Consider the following 15,406-nt stretch of genomic DNA (forward strand, 5'->3'; position numbering starts at 1 on the left):
CCCCCGTGCCGCAGCCCCACCCCACCCGCGTACGCCGGCACCACCGTTCCGCGGACCGTGCCGGGCGTTTCCGGTCGGTGCGCGTCCAACTGCTCGCGCCGATCCTGGTGGCCACGGCCGGTCTGGTGGTGCTCGGCGCGGCGCAGGCCGGCGCCGCGCTGGACGCCTCCGCGGACGCCGACCGGGCGCGCGTGCTGGCCGGCACCGCGACCGCGACCGTCCGGCTGGTGCACGAGCTGGAACGCGAGCTGGCCGAGACCGCCGCGCTGCGCCAGCGCGGCGGCAACGCCGGCCGGCCCCTCGTCGACGCCCAGCGACGCCGGGTGGACGCCGCGGTCGACAGGTACCGCTCGGCCGGCGGCGACGCCCGGCGGGCCGCCCCGGACCTGGCCCGGGTGCTCGACAACGCCGACGGCCACCTCGACCAGCTCGACCCGGCCCGCGCGCTGGCGGTGACCGGGGAACGCGGGGACCCGGCGTACGGATCCCTGGTGGAGTCGCTGCTCGCGGTCGCGGACGCGCTGCCCAGCCAGCTCCGCGACGCCGGCCTGGCCAACGAGGCTCGCGAGGTCGCCTCGGTGGCCGCCCAGGAGCACCTCTCCGCGCTGGAACGCGACCTGCTGCGCACGGTGTTCGTCCGCGGCGCGTTGGAGCGCGGCGAGCTGGCCCGGCTGGGCCGGCTGCGGGGCGCCCGGGAGCAGCGGCAGGCCGAGTTCCTCCGGATCGCCTCCGGATCGGCGAACGCCGCCTGGTACCGGCTGGTCGACGGCACGGACGTGACGGCCGCCCGGCGGATGCGCGACGCGGTGCTGGACACCGACGGCACGCCGGAGACGCTGCGGACCGACGGCGACGCCTGGTACGTGGCGCAGAGCGGCGTCATCCGCCGCTACAACCTGCTCGGCCGGGAACTCTCCGACGACCTGGACGGTGACGCCGCCGCGATGGCCGGCGACGCCCGGTTGCGCGCGCTGCTGACCGCCACCGCGACGAGCGCCGTCGCGCTCGGCTCGCTCGTCACCGCCGTGCTGCTGGCGGTACGCACCAGCCGCCGGCTGCGCCGGCTGCGGGTCGCGGCGCTCACCATGGCGAACCGGGAGCTGCCGGAACGGATCACCGCGATCGCGGCGGGCGAGGGCGCGCCGGTGGAGGGCCCGGCCACCCGGATGACCGACGGGATCCGCCGGGGGCGGGACGAGGTGGCGCAGGTCGCCGAGGCGTTCGACACGGTCAACCGGGCCGCGCTGCGGCTGGCCGGTCAGCAGGCCGAACTGCGGCTGGACGTCACCCGGATGGCCGAGGCGCTGGCCCGCCGGATCCGTACGCTGATCACCCGGCAGCTCCGGCTGCTCGACGACTTCGAACGCGAGGAGACCGACCCGGACGCGCTGGCCCGGTTCTTCGCGCTCGACCACCTCGCCGCCCGGTTGCGCCGCAACGGCGAGAACCTGCTGGTCCTCGCCGGTGGCGAGCCCGGCCGGGGCCACGAGGGCGCGGTGCTCCTGGACGACGTGGTGCGGGCGGCGGCGTCCGAGATCGAGGACTACCCGCGGGTGGAGATCGACGTGCCGGCCGCCGCGGTGCACGGCGCGGCGGCCGGCAACCTGGTGCACCTGCTGGCCGAGCTGCTGGAGAACGCGACGGTCTACTCACCGCCGGCGTCCCGGGTGCTCGTCGACGGGCGGCGGACCGTGGACGGGCTGGTGCTGCGTGTCCACGACCAGGGCATCGGCATCAGCGACAGCCGGTTGGCCGAGATCAACGAACGGCTCGCCGCGCCGGCCACGCTGTCCAGCGCCGCCGCCGGGAGCATGGGCCTGCACGTGGTGGCCCACCTGGCCGCCCGGCACGGCATCCGGGTGCAGTTGCACCACGTCGACAGCGGAACGGTGGCGCAGGTGGAGGTGCCCGAGTCGGCGCTGACCCGGGTCGAGGCGGTGACCCGCCGGCCGACCGCCGACCGCCGGTCGCCGTACGGGCCCGCCGCGCCCTGGTTCAAGCCGGGGCCCGTGGCGGGGCCGCTCGCCGCGGTCGGCGACCTGGTCACCGCCACGCCGCCGGCCACCCGGCCGCCGGGCGCGCGCGGGATCGCCACGGTACGCCCGCCGGGCGGCGCCCTGCCGGTGCCGGTCGAGGCGCGGCTCCGGCCGGTGAGCGCCCCGCCGGCGCCGGTCTCCACCACCGGCGCGGGCCTGCCCCGCCGGACCCGGGGCGGAAGCCTGCCCGCGCCGATGCCCAGCACCACCACGCCGCCGCCGGCAACGGACCTGCTCGACCCCGAGGTCGTACGCGCCCGGCTGTCCGCGCTCGCCGCGGGGGTGGCCAGCGCGACACGCCGTACGTCGAACCCCACCACCACACCCACCGGGAGAACGCCATGACCACACCCGTTACCGCCGGACTCGACTGGCTGCTGGCGAACTTCGCCGAGCAGGTGCCGGACGTCTCGCACGCGCTCGCGGTATCCGAGGACGGGCTGCGCCTGGCCTCCTCCCCGGACCTCTCCGCCGACCAGGTCGACCAGCTCGCCGCGGTGATCAGCGGCCTGGCCAGCCTGACCGTCGGCGCGGCCCGGCTGATGTCGGCCGGCCGGGTACGCCAGCAGATCGTGGACATGGACGGCGGGGTGATGCTGGTGATGGCGGTCGGCGAGCGGGCGTTGCTCGGCGTGCTCGCCGCGCCCGGGTGCGACCTGGGCCAGATCGGCTACGAGACGGCGACGCTCGTGCAGCGGGTGGCGGAGGCGTTGGAACCGGCGGTCCGGCAGTGACCCGCCGCCCGCTGGGGTTGGTGGCCGCGCTGCTGGCGGCCGTGCTGGTGGCCGGCTGCGGCGGCGGGGGCACCGACGCCCCGGCGTGGCACGGCGGGCGGATCTTCCTGGCCACCGGCAACACCACCGGCGTCTACTACCAGCTCGGCGGCGGGTACGCCGACCTGATCAGCCGCCACCTGCCGGGCTACGAGGCACGGGCGGAGCCGACCGGCGCGTCGGTGGAGAACATCACCCGGGTGGCGAGCGGCGACATGGAGATCGCGTTCAGCCTGGCCGACACCGCCGCCGACGCGGTGAGCGGGCGGGGCGTCTTCGACAAGCAGCCGCAGCCGGTGCGGGCCCTGGCCCGGGTCTACAGCAACTACACCCACGTGATCGTCCGCGCCGACGGCAAGATCGGCAGCTTCGCCGACCTGCGCGGCAAGCGGATCTCCACCGGCTCGCCGAAGTCCGGCACCGACATCGTCGCCGGTCGCCTGCTCACCGCCGCCGGCATCGACCCGGACCGGGACATCCAGCGGGTCAACCTGTCGCTGCCGGAGACCGTCAAGCGGATGCGGGCGAACGCTCTGGACGCCATGTTCTTCTCCGGCGGGCTACCCACCCCGGGCGTCAAGGACCTGCTCTCGGCGGCGCCCGGGAGGTTCCGGCTGCTGCCGCTGAGCGACCTGATCGAGCCGCTGGGCGCCCGCTTCGGCCCGGTCTACACCACCGCCGTCCTGCCCAAGGAGGTCTACGGCACGCCGGAGCCGACCCCGACCATCACGGTGGCGAACGTGATCCTGGTGGCCGCGGACATGCCGGACCAGCTCGCGTACGACCTGACCCGGGTGCTCTTCACCTGGCAGGGCGAGCTGGCCCAGGTGCACCCGGAGGCGGCGAACTTCACCCGGTCGAGCGCGGCGTTGACCGATCCGATCCCGCTGCACCCGGGCGCGCGGCGGTTCTACCGCAGCGGCGGCAACCGCTGACGCGCTTGACCCTCTCACCGTGTCAGGGCCGATGCTGAGCGGACCATGTTCAGTATCGGAGAGTTCGCCGGCCTGGGCCGGGTGTCGGTGCGCATGCTGCGCCACTACGACGCCATCGGCCTGTTGCGTCCCGCCCACGTCGACCCGCACAGCGGCTACCGCTTCTACACCGCCGTGCAACTGCGCCTGCTCAACCGGGTGACCGCCCTGAAGGACCTGGGCTTCAGCCTCCAGCAGGTGCAGACGCTGATCGACGAGGAGGTGGATCCCGCCGAGCTGCGCGGCATGCTGCGCCTGCGCCGGGCCGAACTGGCCGCGCGCATGCGGCAGGACACCGCCCGCCTGGCCCAGGTCGACGCGCGACTCCGCATGATCGAGAGCGAGGGGCACATGGACACCGGAGACGTCGTCCTGAAGAACATCCCGGCCATCCGGGTGGCACAACTGTCCGGCACCGCCGCCGGCTACGACCACCCGACGTCGATCACCGAGAACCTCACGCCGCTCTATCCCCGGCTGATGGAGTCGCTGGAGCGGCACGGGATCGCCATCACCGGCGCGCCGATCGCCTGGTACGAGCCCGCGCCGGCCGAGCCCGGCGACGAGACGATCCGGGTGCACGCGGCGTTCCCGATCGGCACCGCCGACGAGCCTCCGGCCGCCGGGTTCGAGGTGGTCACGCTTCCCCCCATCGGGTACGCGGCGACCGCGCTGCACCACGGCCCGATGTCGGAGGCGTTCCGGACCGGGCAGAAGATCGCCAACTGGATCGACGACAACGGCCACCGGGCCGTCGAGCCGGGTTTCGCCCGGGAGGTCTACCTCGACTGCCCGCCGGACGAATTCGACAGGTGGGTGACCGAGATGCAGGTGCCGGTGCGGACCGCGACAGCGTCGTGAGCCGCAGCGGCGGCGAAGAAGTCTGATTATCAGATACACTCCGGTCATGCGTACCATCTCGGCCACCGAAGCGTCGAGGAGATTCTCCGATCTCCTCGACGCGATCGAGCGCGGCGAGAGCGTCGTCGTCACGCGCGGGAACCGCCCGATCGCGGAGATCCATCCAGCACACCGTCGCACCGGTCGCGACCTCCGAGCCGCACTGACCGACGTCCCGTCACCCGATGATCACTTCGAACGGGACATCGCCGACGCCCTCGGCTACGTGACGAGCGAACGGACGGATCCGTGGGCCGACGCCTGATCCTCGACACAAACGTCCTCATCGCCTACGAACGCGGCACACTCGACCGTGCCTCCCTCGACGAGGACGAGCTGGCGATCGCCGCCGTCACCGTCGCCGAATACCGGATCGGCATCGAACTGGCCGACACCGTCGCTCGCGCGCCCGACCGGGCGCGAGCCCTGGCGGCGATCGTCAGCGCGGTCGACGTCCTCGACTACACCGAGGCGACGGCCGCCCACCACGCACGACTCATCGCGCACGTACGCCGCGCCGGGACACCGCGCGGCGCCCACGACTTGATCATCGCCGCCCACGCGGCCGAAACCGGACGAGCCATCCTGAGCCGGGACGCGAAGGCCCGCTTCGGAGACCTGCCCAACGTGCTGGCGGCGGAGGTCTGAGCGGCGGATCAGCCGTCCGCGGCCCCGAACCAGCGCGGCAGCCGGGCGAGCACCGTGCCCGGGCACAATTGGGCCGTGGAACGTCATGAGTTCGGTGCCGCGGTGCGCCAGTTGCGGGAGAGCACGATGCCTGCGGCTGTCGGGCTACCGGTCGGCCGGCGGCGGACGCAGGGGTTACGACGGGAGGAACTCGGCGACCTCGCGGGCATGTCGGCGGACTACGTACGCCGGTTGGAGCAGGGGCGCAGCCATCCGTCGGCCGGGGTGGTGAACGCGATCGCCCGTGCGTTACGGGCCGGGCGGGCGGACTACGAGCGGCTCTGTGCGCTGGCCGGTTACGCCGCCGCCGAGGGGCGGGTGCCGACCGACATCGGTCCGGGTGCGATGCGGCTGCTGGAGCGCTTCACCGACACTCCGATGTTCGTCTCCGACGCGGCGATGAACCTGGTCGCCGTGAACAGCGCGTTCCTGGCCCTGGGGCACTGGCATCCCACCGGGGACCCGTGGGAGTGGAACGTCGCCTGGCGTACGTTCTGCGATCCGTTCCACGACTTCAAGCAGTCAGCGGATGACGCGACCGATCACGAAGCGATCCTCGCCGCCCAATTGAGGAGCACGCTGCTGCGCTACCCCGGCGACGCGCCGCTCGCCGCGCTGGTGGACGAGATGCGCAGCCGAAGCCGCCTGTTCGACACCCTGTGGCGCACGCCGCGCCCGGTGGCGGCCTACGAGAGCAGCGCCGCGTTCCTCCATCCGGACGTCGGCGCGGTCACGCTCGTCGGCAGCCTGCTCGCCGTCCCGGGCGACGATCTGGCGGCCCTGATGCTCACCGCGGCGCCGAGGTCGGCCGATGCGGCGCGCCTGGCCGAGATCGTCGCGGTCGCCGGGGAACCGGCCGTCATCAGGGTGGGCCAGCCCGGCCCAGGCTAACCGCGCCGGATCCGGCCAGATTGAGTGCACACGAACAGCGCTCACGAAGGCAGGTTCAGCGATGAAGGCAGTGCGTTTCCACGAGTTCGGCGGCCCCGAGGTCCTGCGTTACGAGGACGTGGAGCAGCCCACCCCCGGAGCCGGCGAGGTCCGCATCCGCGTCGCGGCGACGTCGTTCAACGGCGTCGACGGCAACATCCGCGCGGGCTTCATGCAGGGCCCGATCCCGGTCGAGTTGCCGCACACCCCCGGCCTCGACGTCGCCGGCACGGTCGACGCGCTCGGCGACGGCGTGACCGACGTCGCGGTCGGCGACCGGGTCGTCGGCTTCCTGCCGATGACGGGAACCGGGGCGGCGGCGGAGTACGTGATCGCACCGGCCACCATCTTGACCGGTGCGCCCAGGAACATCCCGTTGGCCGACGCGGCGGCGTTCCCGCTGGTGGGCCTCACCGCATGGCAGGCGCTGTTCGACCACGGCAAGCTGACCGCCGGCCAGCGGGTGCTGATCAACGGCGCCGGCGGAGCGGTCGGCGGATACGCGGCGCAGTTGGCCAAGGAGGTCGGCGCCCACGTGATCGCGACGGCCAGCCCCCGTAGCGCCGAGCGGGTCAGGGCCACCGGCGCCGACGAGGTGATCGACCACACCACCACCGACGTGATCACGGCGGTGACCGAGCCGGTCGACCTCGTCCTCAACCTCGCCCCCGTCGCCCCGGAACAGCTCGCCGCGCTGGTCACGCTGATCCGCGACGGCGGCGCCCTGGTCAACACCACCGTCTGGATGCCCGCCCCCTCCGACGAGGAGCGTGGCGTACGCGGCATCGACCTGTTCGTCCGCAGCGACGCCGACCAACTCGCCGACCTGGCCGCTCGGGTCGGCACCGGCGAGTTGCGGGTCGACGTCGCCGAGCGGGTCGCGCTGGCCGACCTGCCCGCGCTCCACGCCCGGGCCGGCTCGGGCGAGCTGCCCGGCAAGACGGTCGTCCTCGCCCCCACCGCCTGACCCATTCCCAGGAGACGGCGCCGCCGGGCACCGCATGGTGCCCGGCGGAGAACCACCGACCCGGTGTCCCGGGCCGCGCGCATCGGCTACGGCGTCCAGTCGCGCCGCAGCAGACCGTAGATCACCAGGTCCGCGAAGCCGTCGCCGTCGTAGGCGCGCTCCCGCTGGGTGCCCTCGTGGGTGAAGCCGCACGTCTCGGCGGTCCGCCGCATCGCCGTGTTGCCGGCCAGCGTCTCGATCTCCAGCCGGCGCAGGTTGCGGTTGCGGAAGCCGTACCGGCAGAGCAGCCGGATCACCTCGGTCCCGTAGCCCTGGCCACGCGCCTCGGGAAGCAGCGAGATGCCGAGGTGGGCGTACCGCTCGAACGCGCTGATCCCCCACAGCGAGCAACCGCCGAGGAACGTGCCGTCGGCCACGGTCTCGGCCAGCAGCGACACCGGGGCGCGGCCGTCGGGCGGCTCGGTGACCTGCTTTTCCAGCCGGGCGCGGATCTGGCCGACGTGGCGCGGCAGGAACGGCTCGCCGTCCGTGAGCAGGTGCAGCTCGGGGTCACCGTCGAGCCGGAAGAAGTTCGGCGCGTCGTCGGGCGTGGGCGGGCGCAACCGGACCCGGTCGGTGGCGAACATCCCGCGACGCTAACAGCAGGTATGGAACTCCGACGACCGGAATACCGTGCGGATCGCAGTGCCGCCACCACTACGAATGCAGTGAACCATGCCGCCGAGCCGGCTAAATTAACCCATTAGCTGAGCTAGGAGGTCTGCGCCATGTCGGCTGAGGCCGGGCACCCGGTGGCGAAGGTCGTGCCGCTGATCCGGCGGGTCAACCGCACCGCGGTCGGCTCCCTCGCCGGCCACCTGGACCTCTCCGGTGACTGGGACTCACCACAGACCAACACCGAGATCGCCGACGACTTCGGCACCGCTCACACCCGCGTCGGTCGCGCTCAGGCGTCGGCGGGTGTGGTGGCGGCGCGGGCCTCGGCGACCAGCCGGCCCGTCTCGGCGGCCACCGCCTCGTCGTCGGCCGGCGTGCCCGGGTCGTAGCGCACCGTCCAGGTCAGACCGTCGACCCCGGACACCCGCCGGGCGGCGATCCGGCCGGCGCCGCCGGGCACCGGGTGGTGCGCGGTGTACGCCACCGAGCCGGTCACCCGGGCCCGCACCTGGTGCGGCAGGTCGCCCGGGTCGAGCAGCAGGTAGGTCTCGGCCGGGGCGTCGGCGACCACGAGGTAGCCGTCCCGCTCGCCGACCGGCTCGGCCGGGGTGACGGTCAGCTCGCGGCCGGACCAGATCGCCTTGAGGATGTCGTGCCACCCGAGGCGGTGGCCGCGACCGGGCAGCCACAGCCCGCGGTTGGTGGCGACCAGCACGCCGTCGCCCTCGCCGTTGCCGGCGGCGGCCCAGGCGAGCACCCGCTCGTCGGCGGCCAGCGGCGGTCGGTCGGCCGGCGGCAGCTTCGGGCGGCGGCGGAAGAGCCTCATCACAGTCCTCCCGCGGCCTGCTCGCGTAGCGCCCGCGCGTGCTGCTCCAGCGAGAGCAGCTCGCCGAAGAGGGCGAAGTATTCGTCCTTGTTGCTCACCGGGTTGATCCGCTGGATCTTCGACTTGAGGTCCCGGATCCGGCCGGTGACCGAACTCCACTGCAACCGGGCCATGGTGACCGAGACGTACCTCGGGTCGACCTCGCCGTCGATGCGCAACGGCTCCACCGCCAGCTCGCCCACGAGCGCCTGGGCGGCCAGGTCGGCGCAGGCGTCGCGGACCCGCTCGATCCAGACCGCGCCGCCGGTGGCGCCGGCCGCCCCGCCGGCCTCGGCGACGGCGGCGCGGACCGCGGCGTGCACCGGGTGCTGGTAGTCGGTGACCTCGACGGCGTCGAACATCGGGCCGGCCAGCACCGGCTCCTGGAGCGCCAGCTTCAGCGCCTCCCGCTCCACCATCGACCGCGGGCTGTCCACGGCCGGCGTGGCAGGCCCCGGGCGGGACGGCGCGGGACGGCCACCGGCCGGCTCGGCGTGCGCGGCGGTGAGCACGGCACGCTGCACCGGCTCGATCTCCATGCCGAGGTCACCGGCGAGCTTGCGGACGTACTCCGGGCGCTTCTCCCGGTCCTTGATCTTCGCGACCAGCGGCGCGGCCCGGCGCATCGCCTCGACCCGGCCGTCGACGGTGTCGAGGTCGAACCGGGTGATCACGTGCCGGAGGGCGAAGTCCACGAGCGGCTCGCGGCGGGCCACCAGGTCGCGGACGGCCAGGTCGCCCTTTGCCAGCCGCAGGTCGCACGGGTCCATGTTGTCCGGGCTGACCGCGATGAAGGTGCGCCCGACGAAACGCTGGTCGTCCTCGAAGGCGCGCAGCGCGGCCTTCTGGCCGGCGGCGTCCCCGTCGAACGTGAAGATGATCTCCCCGGCCCGCTCGTCGCTGTCGAACAGCACCCGGCGCAGCACCGAGATGTGGTCCGAGCCGAACGCGGTGCCGCAGGTCGCCACCGCGGTGGGGACGTCGGCGAGGTGGCAGGCCATCACGTCGGTGTAGCCCTCCACCACCACCACCTTGCCCTGCTTGGCGATCTCCCGCTTGGCCTGGTCGATGCCGTAGAGGACGTGCGACTTCTTGTAGATCGGCGTCTCGGGGGTGTTGAGGTATTTCGGGCCGTCGTCGTCGTCGAACAGCTTGCGGGCGCCGAAGCCGATCACGTCGCCGGTGATGTCCCGGATGGGCCACATCAGGCGACGCCGGAACCGGTCGATCAGCGAGCCGGACCGGGCCGGGCGGGACAGGCCGGCGGTGACCAGCTCGTCGTGGCTGAAGCCCCGCTGGCGCAGGTGCTTGGTGAGCAGGTCCCACCCGTCGGGGGCGAATCCGCAGCCGTAGCGCTCGGCGGAGGCCCGGTCGAAACCGCGGTTGGCGAGGAACTCCCGGGCCGGCCGGGCGCCGGCGGCGCCGAGCTGGGCAGAGTAGAACTCGACGGCGGCGGCGTGCGCGGCCACCAGGCGCTGCCGCTGCCCCTGCTGCGGGCGGGCGCGCGGCGTCGACCTGTCGTCCTCGACGTAGCGCAGTTGGATGCCGGCCCGGGCGGCGAGGCTCTCGACCGACTCGACGAACCCGAGGTGCTCGGCGTCCATCAGGAACTTGATCGCGTCACCGCCGACCCCGCAGCCGAAGCAGTAGAACACGTTGCGCGCGGGCGAGACGTTGAACGACGGGCTCTTCTCGTCGTGGAACGGGCAGAGCCCCTTGAGGTTGCCACCGCCGGCCGACCTGAGCGTCACCACCTCGGAGATGACGTCCGCGATGGCGGTGCGCTCGCGGACCAGCGCGATGTCCTCGTCCCGGATCCGCCCCGCCATGACCGCCACCCCCTCGGCGTACATCCTGCCCTGCCGGACCGACGATCCGGCGGCCGGGGGGACGGGCGTGTGGCCGGCCACGCCCGCCCCCGCCGGCTCAGGCCGAGCGGACGGCCGGGGCGTCGCCGATCCGCGGGAACGGCTCGATGGAGAAGACCACCTCGACCGGCACCTCGAAGTACGCGGCGATGCGCAGCGCGAGGTGCAGGCTGGGCCGGAACTCGCCGCGTTCCAGGTAGCCCACGGTCTGGTAGTGCACACCGAGGGCGTCGGCGAGTTGCCGGCGGGAGACGCCCCGTTCGGCGCGCAGCACCGAGATGCGGTTGTGCACGGTCTCGCTCATCGACGCCCTCTCATCCGACCCGCTGCATGGCCCGCTCCCGTCGGGCCGCGACCCGCGAGCCGGACTCCCGGCGGGCCATCCGGCGCAGCACCACCGGGGCCAGGACCAGCCCGAGCAGCGCCCACGCCCCGAGCACGCCGAGCGTCTCCAGGTGCCGCCAGGAGCCGCCCAGCTCGACCGCCGCCAGGTCGGCCGGGAGCATCGCCGAGCGCATGCCCAAGCCTAGCCAGTAGAGCGGGAAGACCTGGGCCACGCCCTGCACCCAGCCGGGCAGGCCGTTGATCGGATAGAAGATCCCGGAGAGCGCGATCAGGCCGAAGATCGGCAGGACCACCAGGCCCATGTTGCGCGGGTTCTCGATCAGCGAGCCGATCACCGCGCCCAGCGGCAGCGTCGCCACCAGTCCGAGCGGCACCACCCAGGCCAGGGTGAGCCAGGCGCCGGGATCGCCGAGCCGCAGCCCGTCCAGGACGAACAGGCCGGGGGTGAGCTGGATGGTCACGCCGATCAGCGAGATCGCCGAGACCAGCACCAGCTTGCCGACCAGATAGCCGAGCATGCCGTTCGGGATCGCCTTGGCGCGCAGCAGCGTGCCGTCCTCCCGGTCGACGATGAGCTGCTGGGCCAGCCCGAGCAACCCGCCGAAGAGCATGCCCATGCCGAGCGCGCTCGGCAGCGTGCGGGCGCCGAGGGAGAAATCCGTGCCCGGCACGGTCGAGCCGCGCATCCAGAACACGGCGACCAGCAGGACCACCGTGGGGAAGAAGTAGTTCCACAGGTCCTGGCCGTTGGTGAACGTGGCACGCAGCTCGATCAGGCCGCGCCGCACCCCGGCCCGGAGCGCGCTCGTGGTCGGGTTCATCGCGTCGCCTCCTGCTGCCACACCCGCTCGGCCCGGCCGGTGCGGATCCCGGTCTCCTCCTCGTGCACGAGCGCCAGGTAGGCGTCCTCCAGGCTGGCCCGGCGCACCTCCAACTCCCGGATCCGGTCGCCGTGCTCGCGGAGCAGGTCGCGCAGGAAGCCGGTGGCGTCGGGGGTGGCGTGCACGTAGCGCTCGCCGTCGCGGGTCCAGCGGACCTCGGCGTCCCCGGCGACGCGGCGGGCCAACTGGTCCGGTGAGCCCTCGGCGATGATCCGGCCGCCGGCCAGGATGAGGATGCGGTCGGCCAGCTTCTCCGCCTCGGCCAGGTCGTGGGTGGTCAGCACGATCGTGGTCTCGTCGGTGTCGGCCAGGCGGTGCACCAGCTCGTGGAACTCGCGCCGGGCCGCCGGGTCGAAGCCGACCGTCGGCTCGTCCAGGAACAGCAGCTCCGGCCGACCCACGATGCCGACCGCCACGTCGAGGCGGCGGCGCTGCCCGCCGGAGAGCCGGGCCACCCGGGTGCCGGCCTGCGTGGTCAGGCCCACGGTGGACAGCAGGTCGTCGACCGGCCACGGGCGGGGGATCCGGTCGGTCGCGTACGGCGTGTAGAAGTCGCCGAGGTGGGCCAGCAGCTCGCGCACCCGCCACTTGCCGTGGTCGCGCCAGGACTGGAGCACCACGCCCAGCCGGGCGCGCCACCGCTCGTCGCCGTGGGCCGGGTCGGTGCCGAGCACCCGGACCGTGCCGGCCGAGGGCAGCCGGAAGCCTTCGAGGATCTCGATGGTGGTGGTCTTGCCGGCGCCGTTGGGCCCGAGCAGGGCCACCACCTCGCCACGCCGGGCGGTGAGGTCGACGCCGTGCAGCACGTCGATGCTGCCGTATCGCATGCGCAGGTCGCGGACGTCGAGGACCAGATCCTCGTCGGGTGGGCCGGTCGGCGCGACGACATCCAGAGAATCGGTCGCAGTCATACCCCGGAATGTAGCACCTCTACTACAAGTCGAGGTATACCCGCTCAGCGCCGAGGGTGATGCAGCCAGCGCGTGACCGGCGGCGGTTCCTCCTCCTCGTACGACCGGGCCGCACGCACCGCGGCAGCCAGGCCGGACCGGCGCGGCCGGGCCCCCGCACGCAGGCTCGGGTCGGCGGCCATCTCCCGGACCAGGGACACCGCCAGGCCCAGCATCACCACCACGAACGGCAACGCGACGATGATGGTGGCCTGCTGCAACGCGCCCAGGCCGCCGACCAGCAGCAGCGCCGCCGCGACCGCGCCGATGAGTACGCCCCAGAGCACCACCACCGCGCGGTGTGGCCGCAACGCGCCCCGCGAACTCAGCGAGCCGAGCACCAGGGACGCCGAGTCGGCGCTGGTGACGAAGTAGAGCGCGATCAGCACCATGGCGAGCACACTCGTCACCGTGCCCAGCGGCAGCGCGTCCAACAGGCCGAACAGCGCCTGCTCCGAACCGGCGCCCACGTCGGCCACCAGGTCACGGGTGCCGGTGGCCTGGGTCCGCAGCGCGGTGCCGCCCATCACCGCGAACCAGATCGCGCTGGCGCCGCTGGGCACCAGCAGCACCCCGACGAGGAACTCCCGCACCGTACGCCCCCGGGAGATGCGGGCGATGAACGTGCCGACGAACGGCGCCCAGGAGATCCACCACGCCCAGTAGAAGATCGTCCAGGAGCCCAGCCAGGCCGGGTCGGAGAACGCTCCGGTCCGGGTCGACATCCGCACCAGGCCGCTCAGGTAGTCGCCGACGGCCGCCGGCAGCACCTCCAGCGTGTAGACGGTGGGACCGACCACGAACACGAACAGCATCAACGCGACGGCGATCAGCACGTTGGTGGTGGACAGCCACTTGACCCCGCGGTGCAGGCCGGAGAAGGCCGAGAACACGAAGGCCAGGGTGAGCGCTCCGATGATCACCAGCTCGACGGTCCGGCTGTCCGGCACGCCGGCCACCAGGTCCAGGCCCGCCGCCACCTGGAGCGCGCCGAGCCCGAGGCTGGTCGCCGAGCCGAACACGGTGGCGAACACGGCCAGCAGGTCGATCGCGCGGCCGATCGGACCGTCCGTGCGCGTGCCGAGCAGCGGCGCGAACGCCGACGAGATCCGGTTGCCGCGCCCCTTACGGAACGTCGAGTAGGCGAGCGCCAACGCCGCGATCGCGTAGATGCCCCACGGGTGCAGCGTCCAGTGGAAGAGGGTGTACTGCATGGCTGCCGCGGCGGCGCCGCCGGTCTGCGGCTGGACGCCGGAGGCGGGCGGCGGCGTGGCGTAGTGCTGGATCGGCTCGGCGACGGCGAAGAAGACCAGGCCGATGCCCATGCCGGCGCTGAACATCATGGCGATCCAGGCCAGCCCGTTGAACTCCGGCTCGTCGTCGTCGGCGCCCAGCCGGATCCGACCGAACCGGGACGCCGCGAGCACCACCGCCAGCACCAGGAAGGCGTCGGCGGCGACCACGAAGAACCAGCCGAACGTGTTGATCGTCCACTCCAGCCCGGCCGCGCCGAACGACGCCAGGGATCCGCGCGCGAACACCCCCCAGGCCACCACGGCGAGCACCCCGGCCACACCGAGCCCGAGCACCACCCGGTCGGCCGGCTGCGTCGCGGGCCGGTCCCGTACCTGTTCCGCCATGGCCCCATCCTCGGCGGACCGGGAGCCACGGCGGGGCGGAACGGATCAGGAAGCCCGGCTCAGGCCGCGACGGCGGCGGCCTCCTCCGCCTCCACCTCGGCGTTCCACGTCTGCTTGGTGGAACGCCAGCCCTCGTCGTCCAGGCCGCGTCGCCAGTAGCCGGAGATGGACAGGTCGGCCCGGGGCACCCCGCGCTCGACCCGCAGCAGCCGGCGCAGCTCCTTGACCGCGCCGGCCTCACCGTGCACGAACGCGTGCACCCGGCCGGGCGGGAACTCCACCGCGGCGACCGCCTCGACCAGCGGCTCGCCCGCCGGCCGTCCGGCGCGGTGCAGCCAGCGCAGCTCGACCGCGCCGGCGCTGGTCAGCGGCAGCTCGTCGGCGGGGCCCTCCACCTCGACATAGACCTTCGCCGGCGCGCCGGCCGGCAACCGTTCCAGGGCGGCGGCGATCGCCGGCAGCGCGCTCTCGTCGCCGGCCAGCAGGTGCCAGTCGGCCGTCGGGTCCGGCGCGTACGCGCCGCCGGGCCCGGTGAACAACACCCGGTCGCCCGGCCGCAGCGCCGCCGCCCACGGGCCGGCCAGCCCCTCGTCGCCGTGGTGGACCACCTCCACGGTCAGCTCGCCGGCCGTCGCGTCCCAGGCCCGCACCGTGTACGCGCGCAGCCGCGGCCACTGCTCGGCCGGGAACTCGCGCCTGATGGTCGCCATGTCGATCGGGTGCGGGTAGGTCACCCCGTCCGGTGGGAAGACGAACTTCACGTAGTGGTCGGTGTACGCGCCCACCGGCAGGCCGGTCAGCTCGTCGCCGCCCAGCACGAGGCGGATCAGGTGCGGGGTGGGCCGAGCGGTCCGGACGACCGTGGCGGCGGTGAGCGACTTCGGGCGTTCCGTCATGCGGCTTAGGCTACCCTCACCAACCGGCCGGGTCCCG

Annotated in this window: 16 protein-coding genes; 8 read left to right on the forward strand and 8 right to left on the reverse strand. The window is 73.6% G+C overall.

The window, feature by feature from the left end; all coding sequences use genetic code 11:
- The first annotated feature begins 5 nt into the window (after positions 1-5).
- The 8 genes from O7619_RS26130 (at position 6) to O7619_RS26165 (ending at position 7,267) form a co-directional block, all read left to right on the forward strand.
- Positions 6-2,381, forward strand: a complete 2,376-nt coding sequence (locus O7619_RS26130) for a nitrate- and nitrite sensing domain-containing protein (RefSeq protein ID WP_282284005.1) — start codon at positions 6-8, stop codon at positions 2,379-2,381.
- Entirely contained in the window at positions 2,378-2,770 is a 393-nt protein-coding gene (locus O7619_RS26135; protein WP_091071202.1) for a roadblock/LC7 domain-containing protein, read from the forward strand. The genes O7619_RS26130 and O7619_RS26135 overlap by 4 nt, the downstream gene beginning before the upstream one ends.
- Entirely contained in the window at positions 2,767-3,744 is a 978-nt protein-coding gene (locus tag O7619_RS26140; RefSeq protein WP_282284007.1) for a TAXI family TRAP transporter solute-binding subunit, read from the forward strand. The genes O7619_RS26135 and O7619_RS26140 overlap by 4 nt, the downstream gene beginning before the upstream one ends.
- Before the next feature lie 45 nt (positions 3,745-3,789).
- Positions 3,790-4,644, forward strand: coding sequence for a MerR family transcriptional regulator (locus O7619_RS26145; protein WP_282284008.1), 855 nt, complete (start codon positions 3,790-3,792; stop codon positions 4,642-4,644).
- A gap of 46 nt (positions 4,645-4,690) precedes the next feature.
- Entirely contained in the window at positions 4,691-4,948 is a 258-nt protein-coding gene (locus tag O7619_RS26150; protein ID WP_281587172.1) for a type II toxin-antitoxin system prevent-host-death family antitoxin, read from the forward strand.
- On the forward strand, positions 4,933-5,331 hold the full coding sequence (locus O7619_RS26155) for a PIN domain-containing protein (protein WP_282284011.1): 399 nt from the start codon (positions 4,933-4,935) through the stop codon (positions 5,329-5,331). Before O7619_RS26150 ends, O7619_RS26155 begins: the two co-directional genes overlap by 16 nt.
- A 75-nt stretch (positions 5,332-5,406) precedes the next feature.
- Positions 5,407-6,261: a helix-turn-helix domain-containing protein gene (locus O7619_RS26160; RefSeq protein ID WP_282284013.1), complete on the forward strand. Its 855-nt coding sequence runs from the start codon at positions 5,407-5,409 to the stop codon at positions 6,259-6,261.
- A 61-nt stretch (positions 6,262-6,322) separates the two neighbouring features.
- Entirely contained in the window at positions 6,323-7,267 is a 945-nt protein-coding gene (locus tag O7619_RS26165) for an NADP-dependent oxidoreductase (RefSeq protein WP_282284015.1), read from the forward strand.
- 86 nt (positions 7,268-7,353) lie between these two features.
- Here O7619_RS26165 and O7619_RS26170 read toward each other — a convergent pair whose 3' ends face one another.
- The 8 genes from O7619_RS26170 to O7619_RS26205 all read right to left on the reverse strand — a co-directional run bounded on the left by O7619_RS26170 (position 7,354) and on the right by O7619_RS26205 (position 15,369).
- Positions 7,354-7,893 (reverse strand): GNAT family protein, encoded by a 540-nt coding sequence (locus O7619_RS26170; RefSeq protein ID WP_282284016.1) that lies wholly within the window; start codon positions 7,891-7,893, stop codon positions 7,354-7,356.
- Between the two features lie 320 nt (positions 7,894-8,213).
- The gene (locus O7619_RS26175; RefSeq protein WP_282284017.1) at positions 8,214-8,750 is read right to left on the reverse strand and encodes a hypothetical protein; all 537 of its coding nucleotides are present in this window, start codon (positions 8,748-8,750) and stop codon (positions 8,214-8,216) included.
- Positions 8,750-10,642 carry a DNA primase gene (gene dnaG, locus O7619_RS26180; protein ID WP_282284018.1) on the reverse strand — a complete coding sequence of 631 codons (1,893 nt, stop codon included), beginning with the start codon at positions 10,640-10,642 and terminating at the stop codon, positions 8,750-8,752. The genes O7619_RS26175 and dnaG overlap by 1 nt, the downstream gene beginning before the upstream one ends.
- A gap of 73 nt (positions 10,643-10,715) precedes the next feature.
- Positions 10,716-10,961: a helix-turn-helix transcriptional regulator gene (locus O7619_RS26185; RefSeq protein WP_282284019.1), complete on the reverse strand. Its 246-nt coding sequence runs from the start codon at positions 10,959-10,961 to the stop codon at positions 10,716-10,718.
- 10 nt (positions 10,962-10,971) lie between these two features.
- Positions 10,972-11,823 carry an ABC transporter permease gene (locus tag O7619_RS26190; RefSeq protein WP_282284020.1) on the reverse strand — a complete coding sequence of 284 codons (852 nt, stop codon included), beginning with the start codon at positions 11,821-11,823 and terminating at the stop codon, positions 10,972-10,974.
- Positions 11,820-12,710 (reverse strand): ABC transporter ATP-binding protein, encoded by an 891-nt coding sequence (locus O7619_RS26195; RefSeq protein ID WP_282288952.1) that lies wholly within the window; start codon positions 12,708-12,710, stop codon positions 11,820-11,822. Before O7619_RS26195 ends, O7619_RS26190 begins: the two co-directional genes overlap by 4 nt.
- Before the next feature lie 128 nt (positions 12,711-12,838).
- Positions 12,839-14,473, reverse strand: coding sequence for a BCCT family transporter (locus tag O7619_RS26200; RefSeq protein WP_282284021.1), 1,635 nt, complete (start codon positions 14,471-14,473; stop codon positions 12,839-12,841).
- Positions 14,474-14,532: 59 nt separating this feature from the next.
- Complete coding sequence (locus tag O7619_RS26205; protein ID WP_282284022.1) at positions 14,533-15,369, reverse strand: siderophore-interacting protein; 837 nt, start codon at positions 15,367-15,369, stop codon at positions 14,533-14,535.
- Positions 15,370-15,406: the final 37 nt, after the last annotated feature.

It is taken from the genome of Micromonospora sp. WMMD998 (genome assembly GCF_029581235.1).
Classification (GTDB): Bacteria; Actinomycetota; Actinomycetes; order Mycobacteriales; family Micromonosporaceae; genus Micromonospora.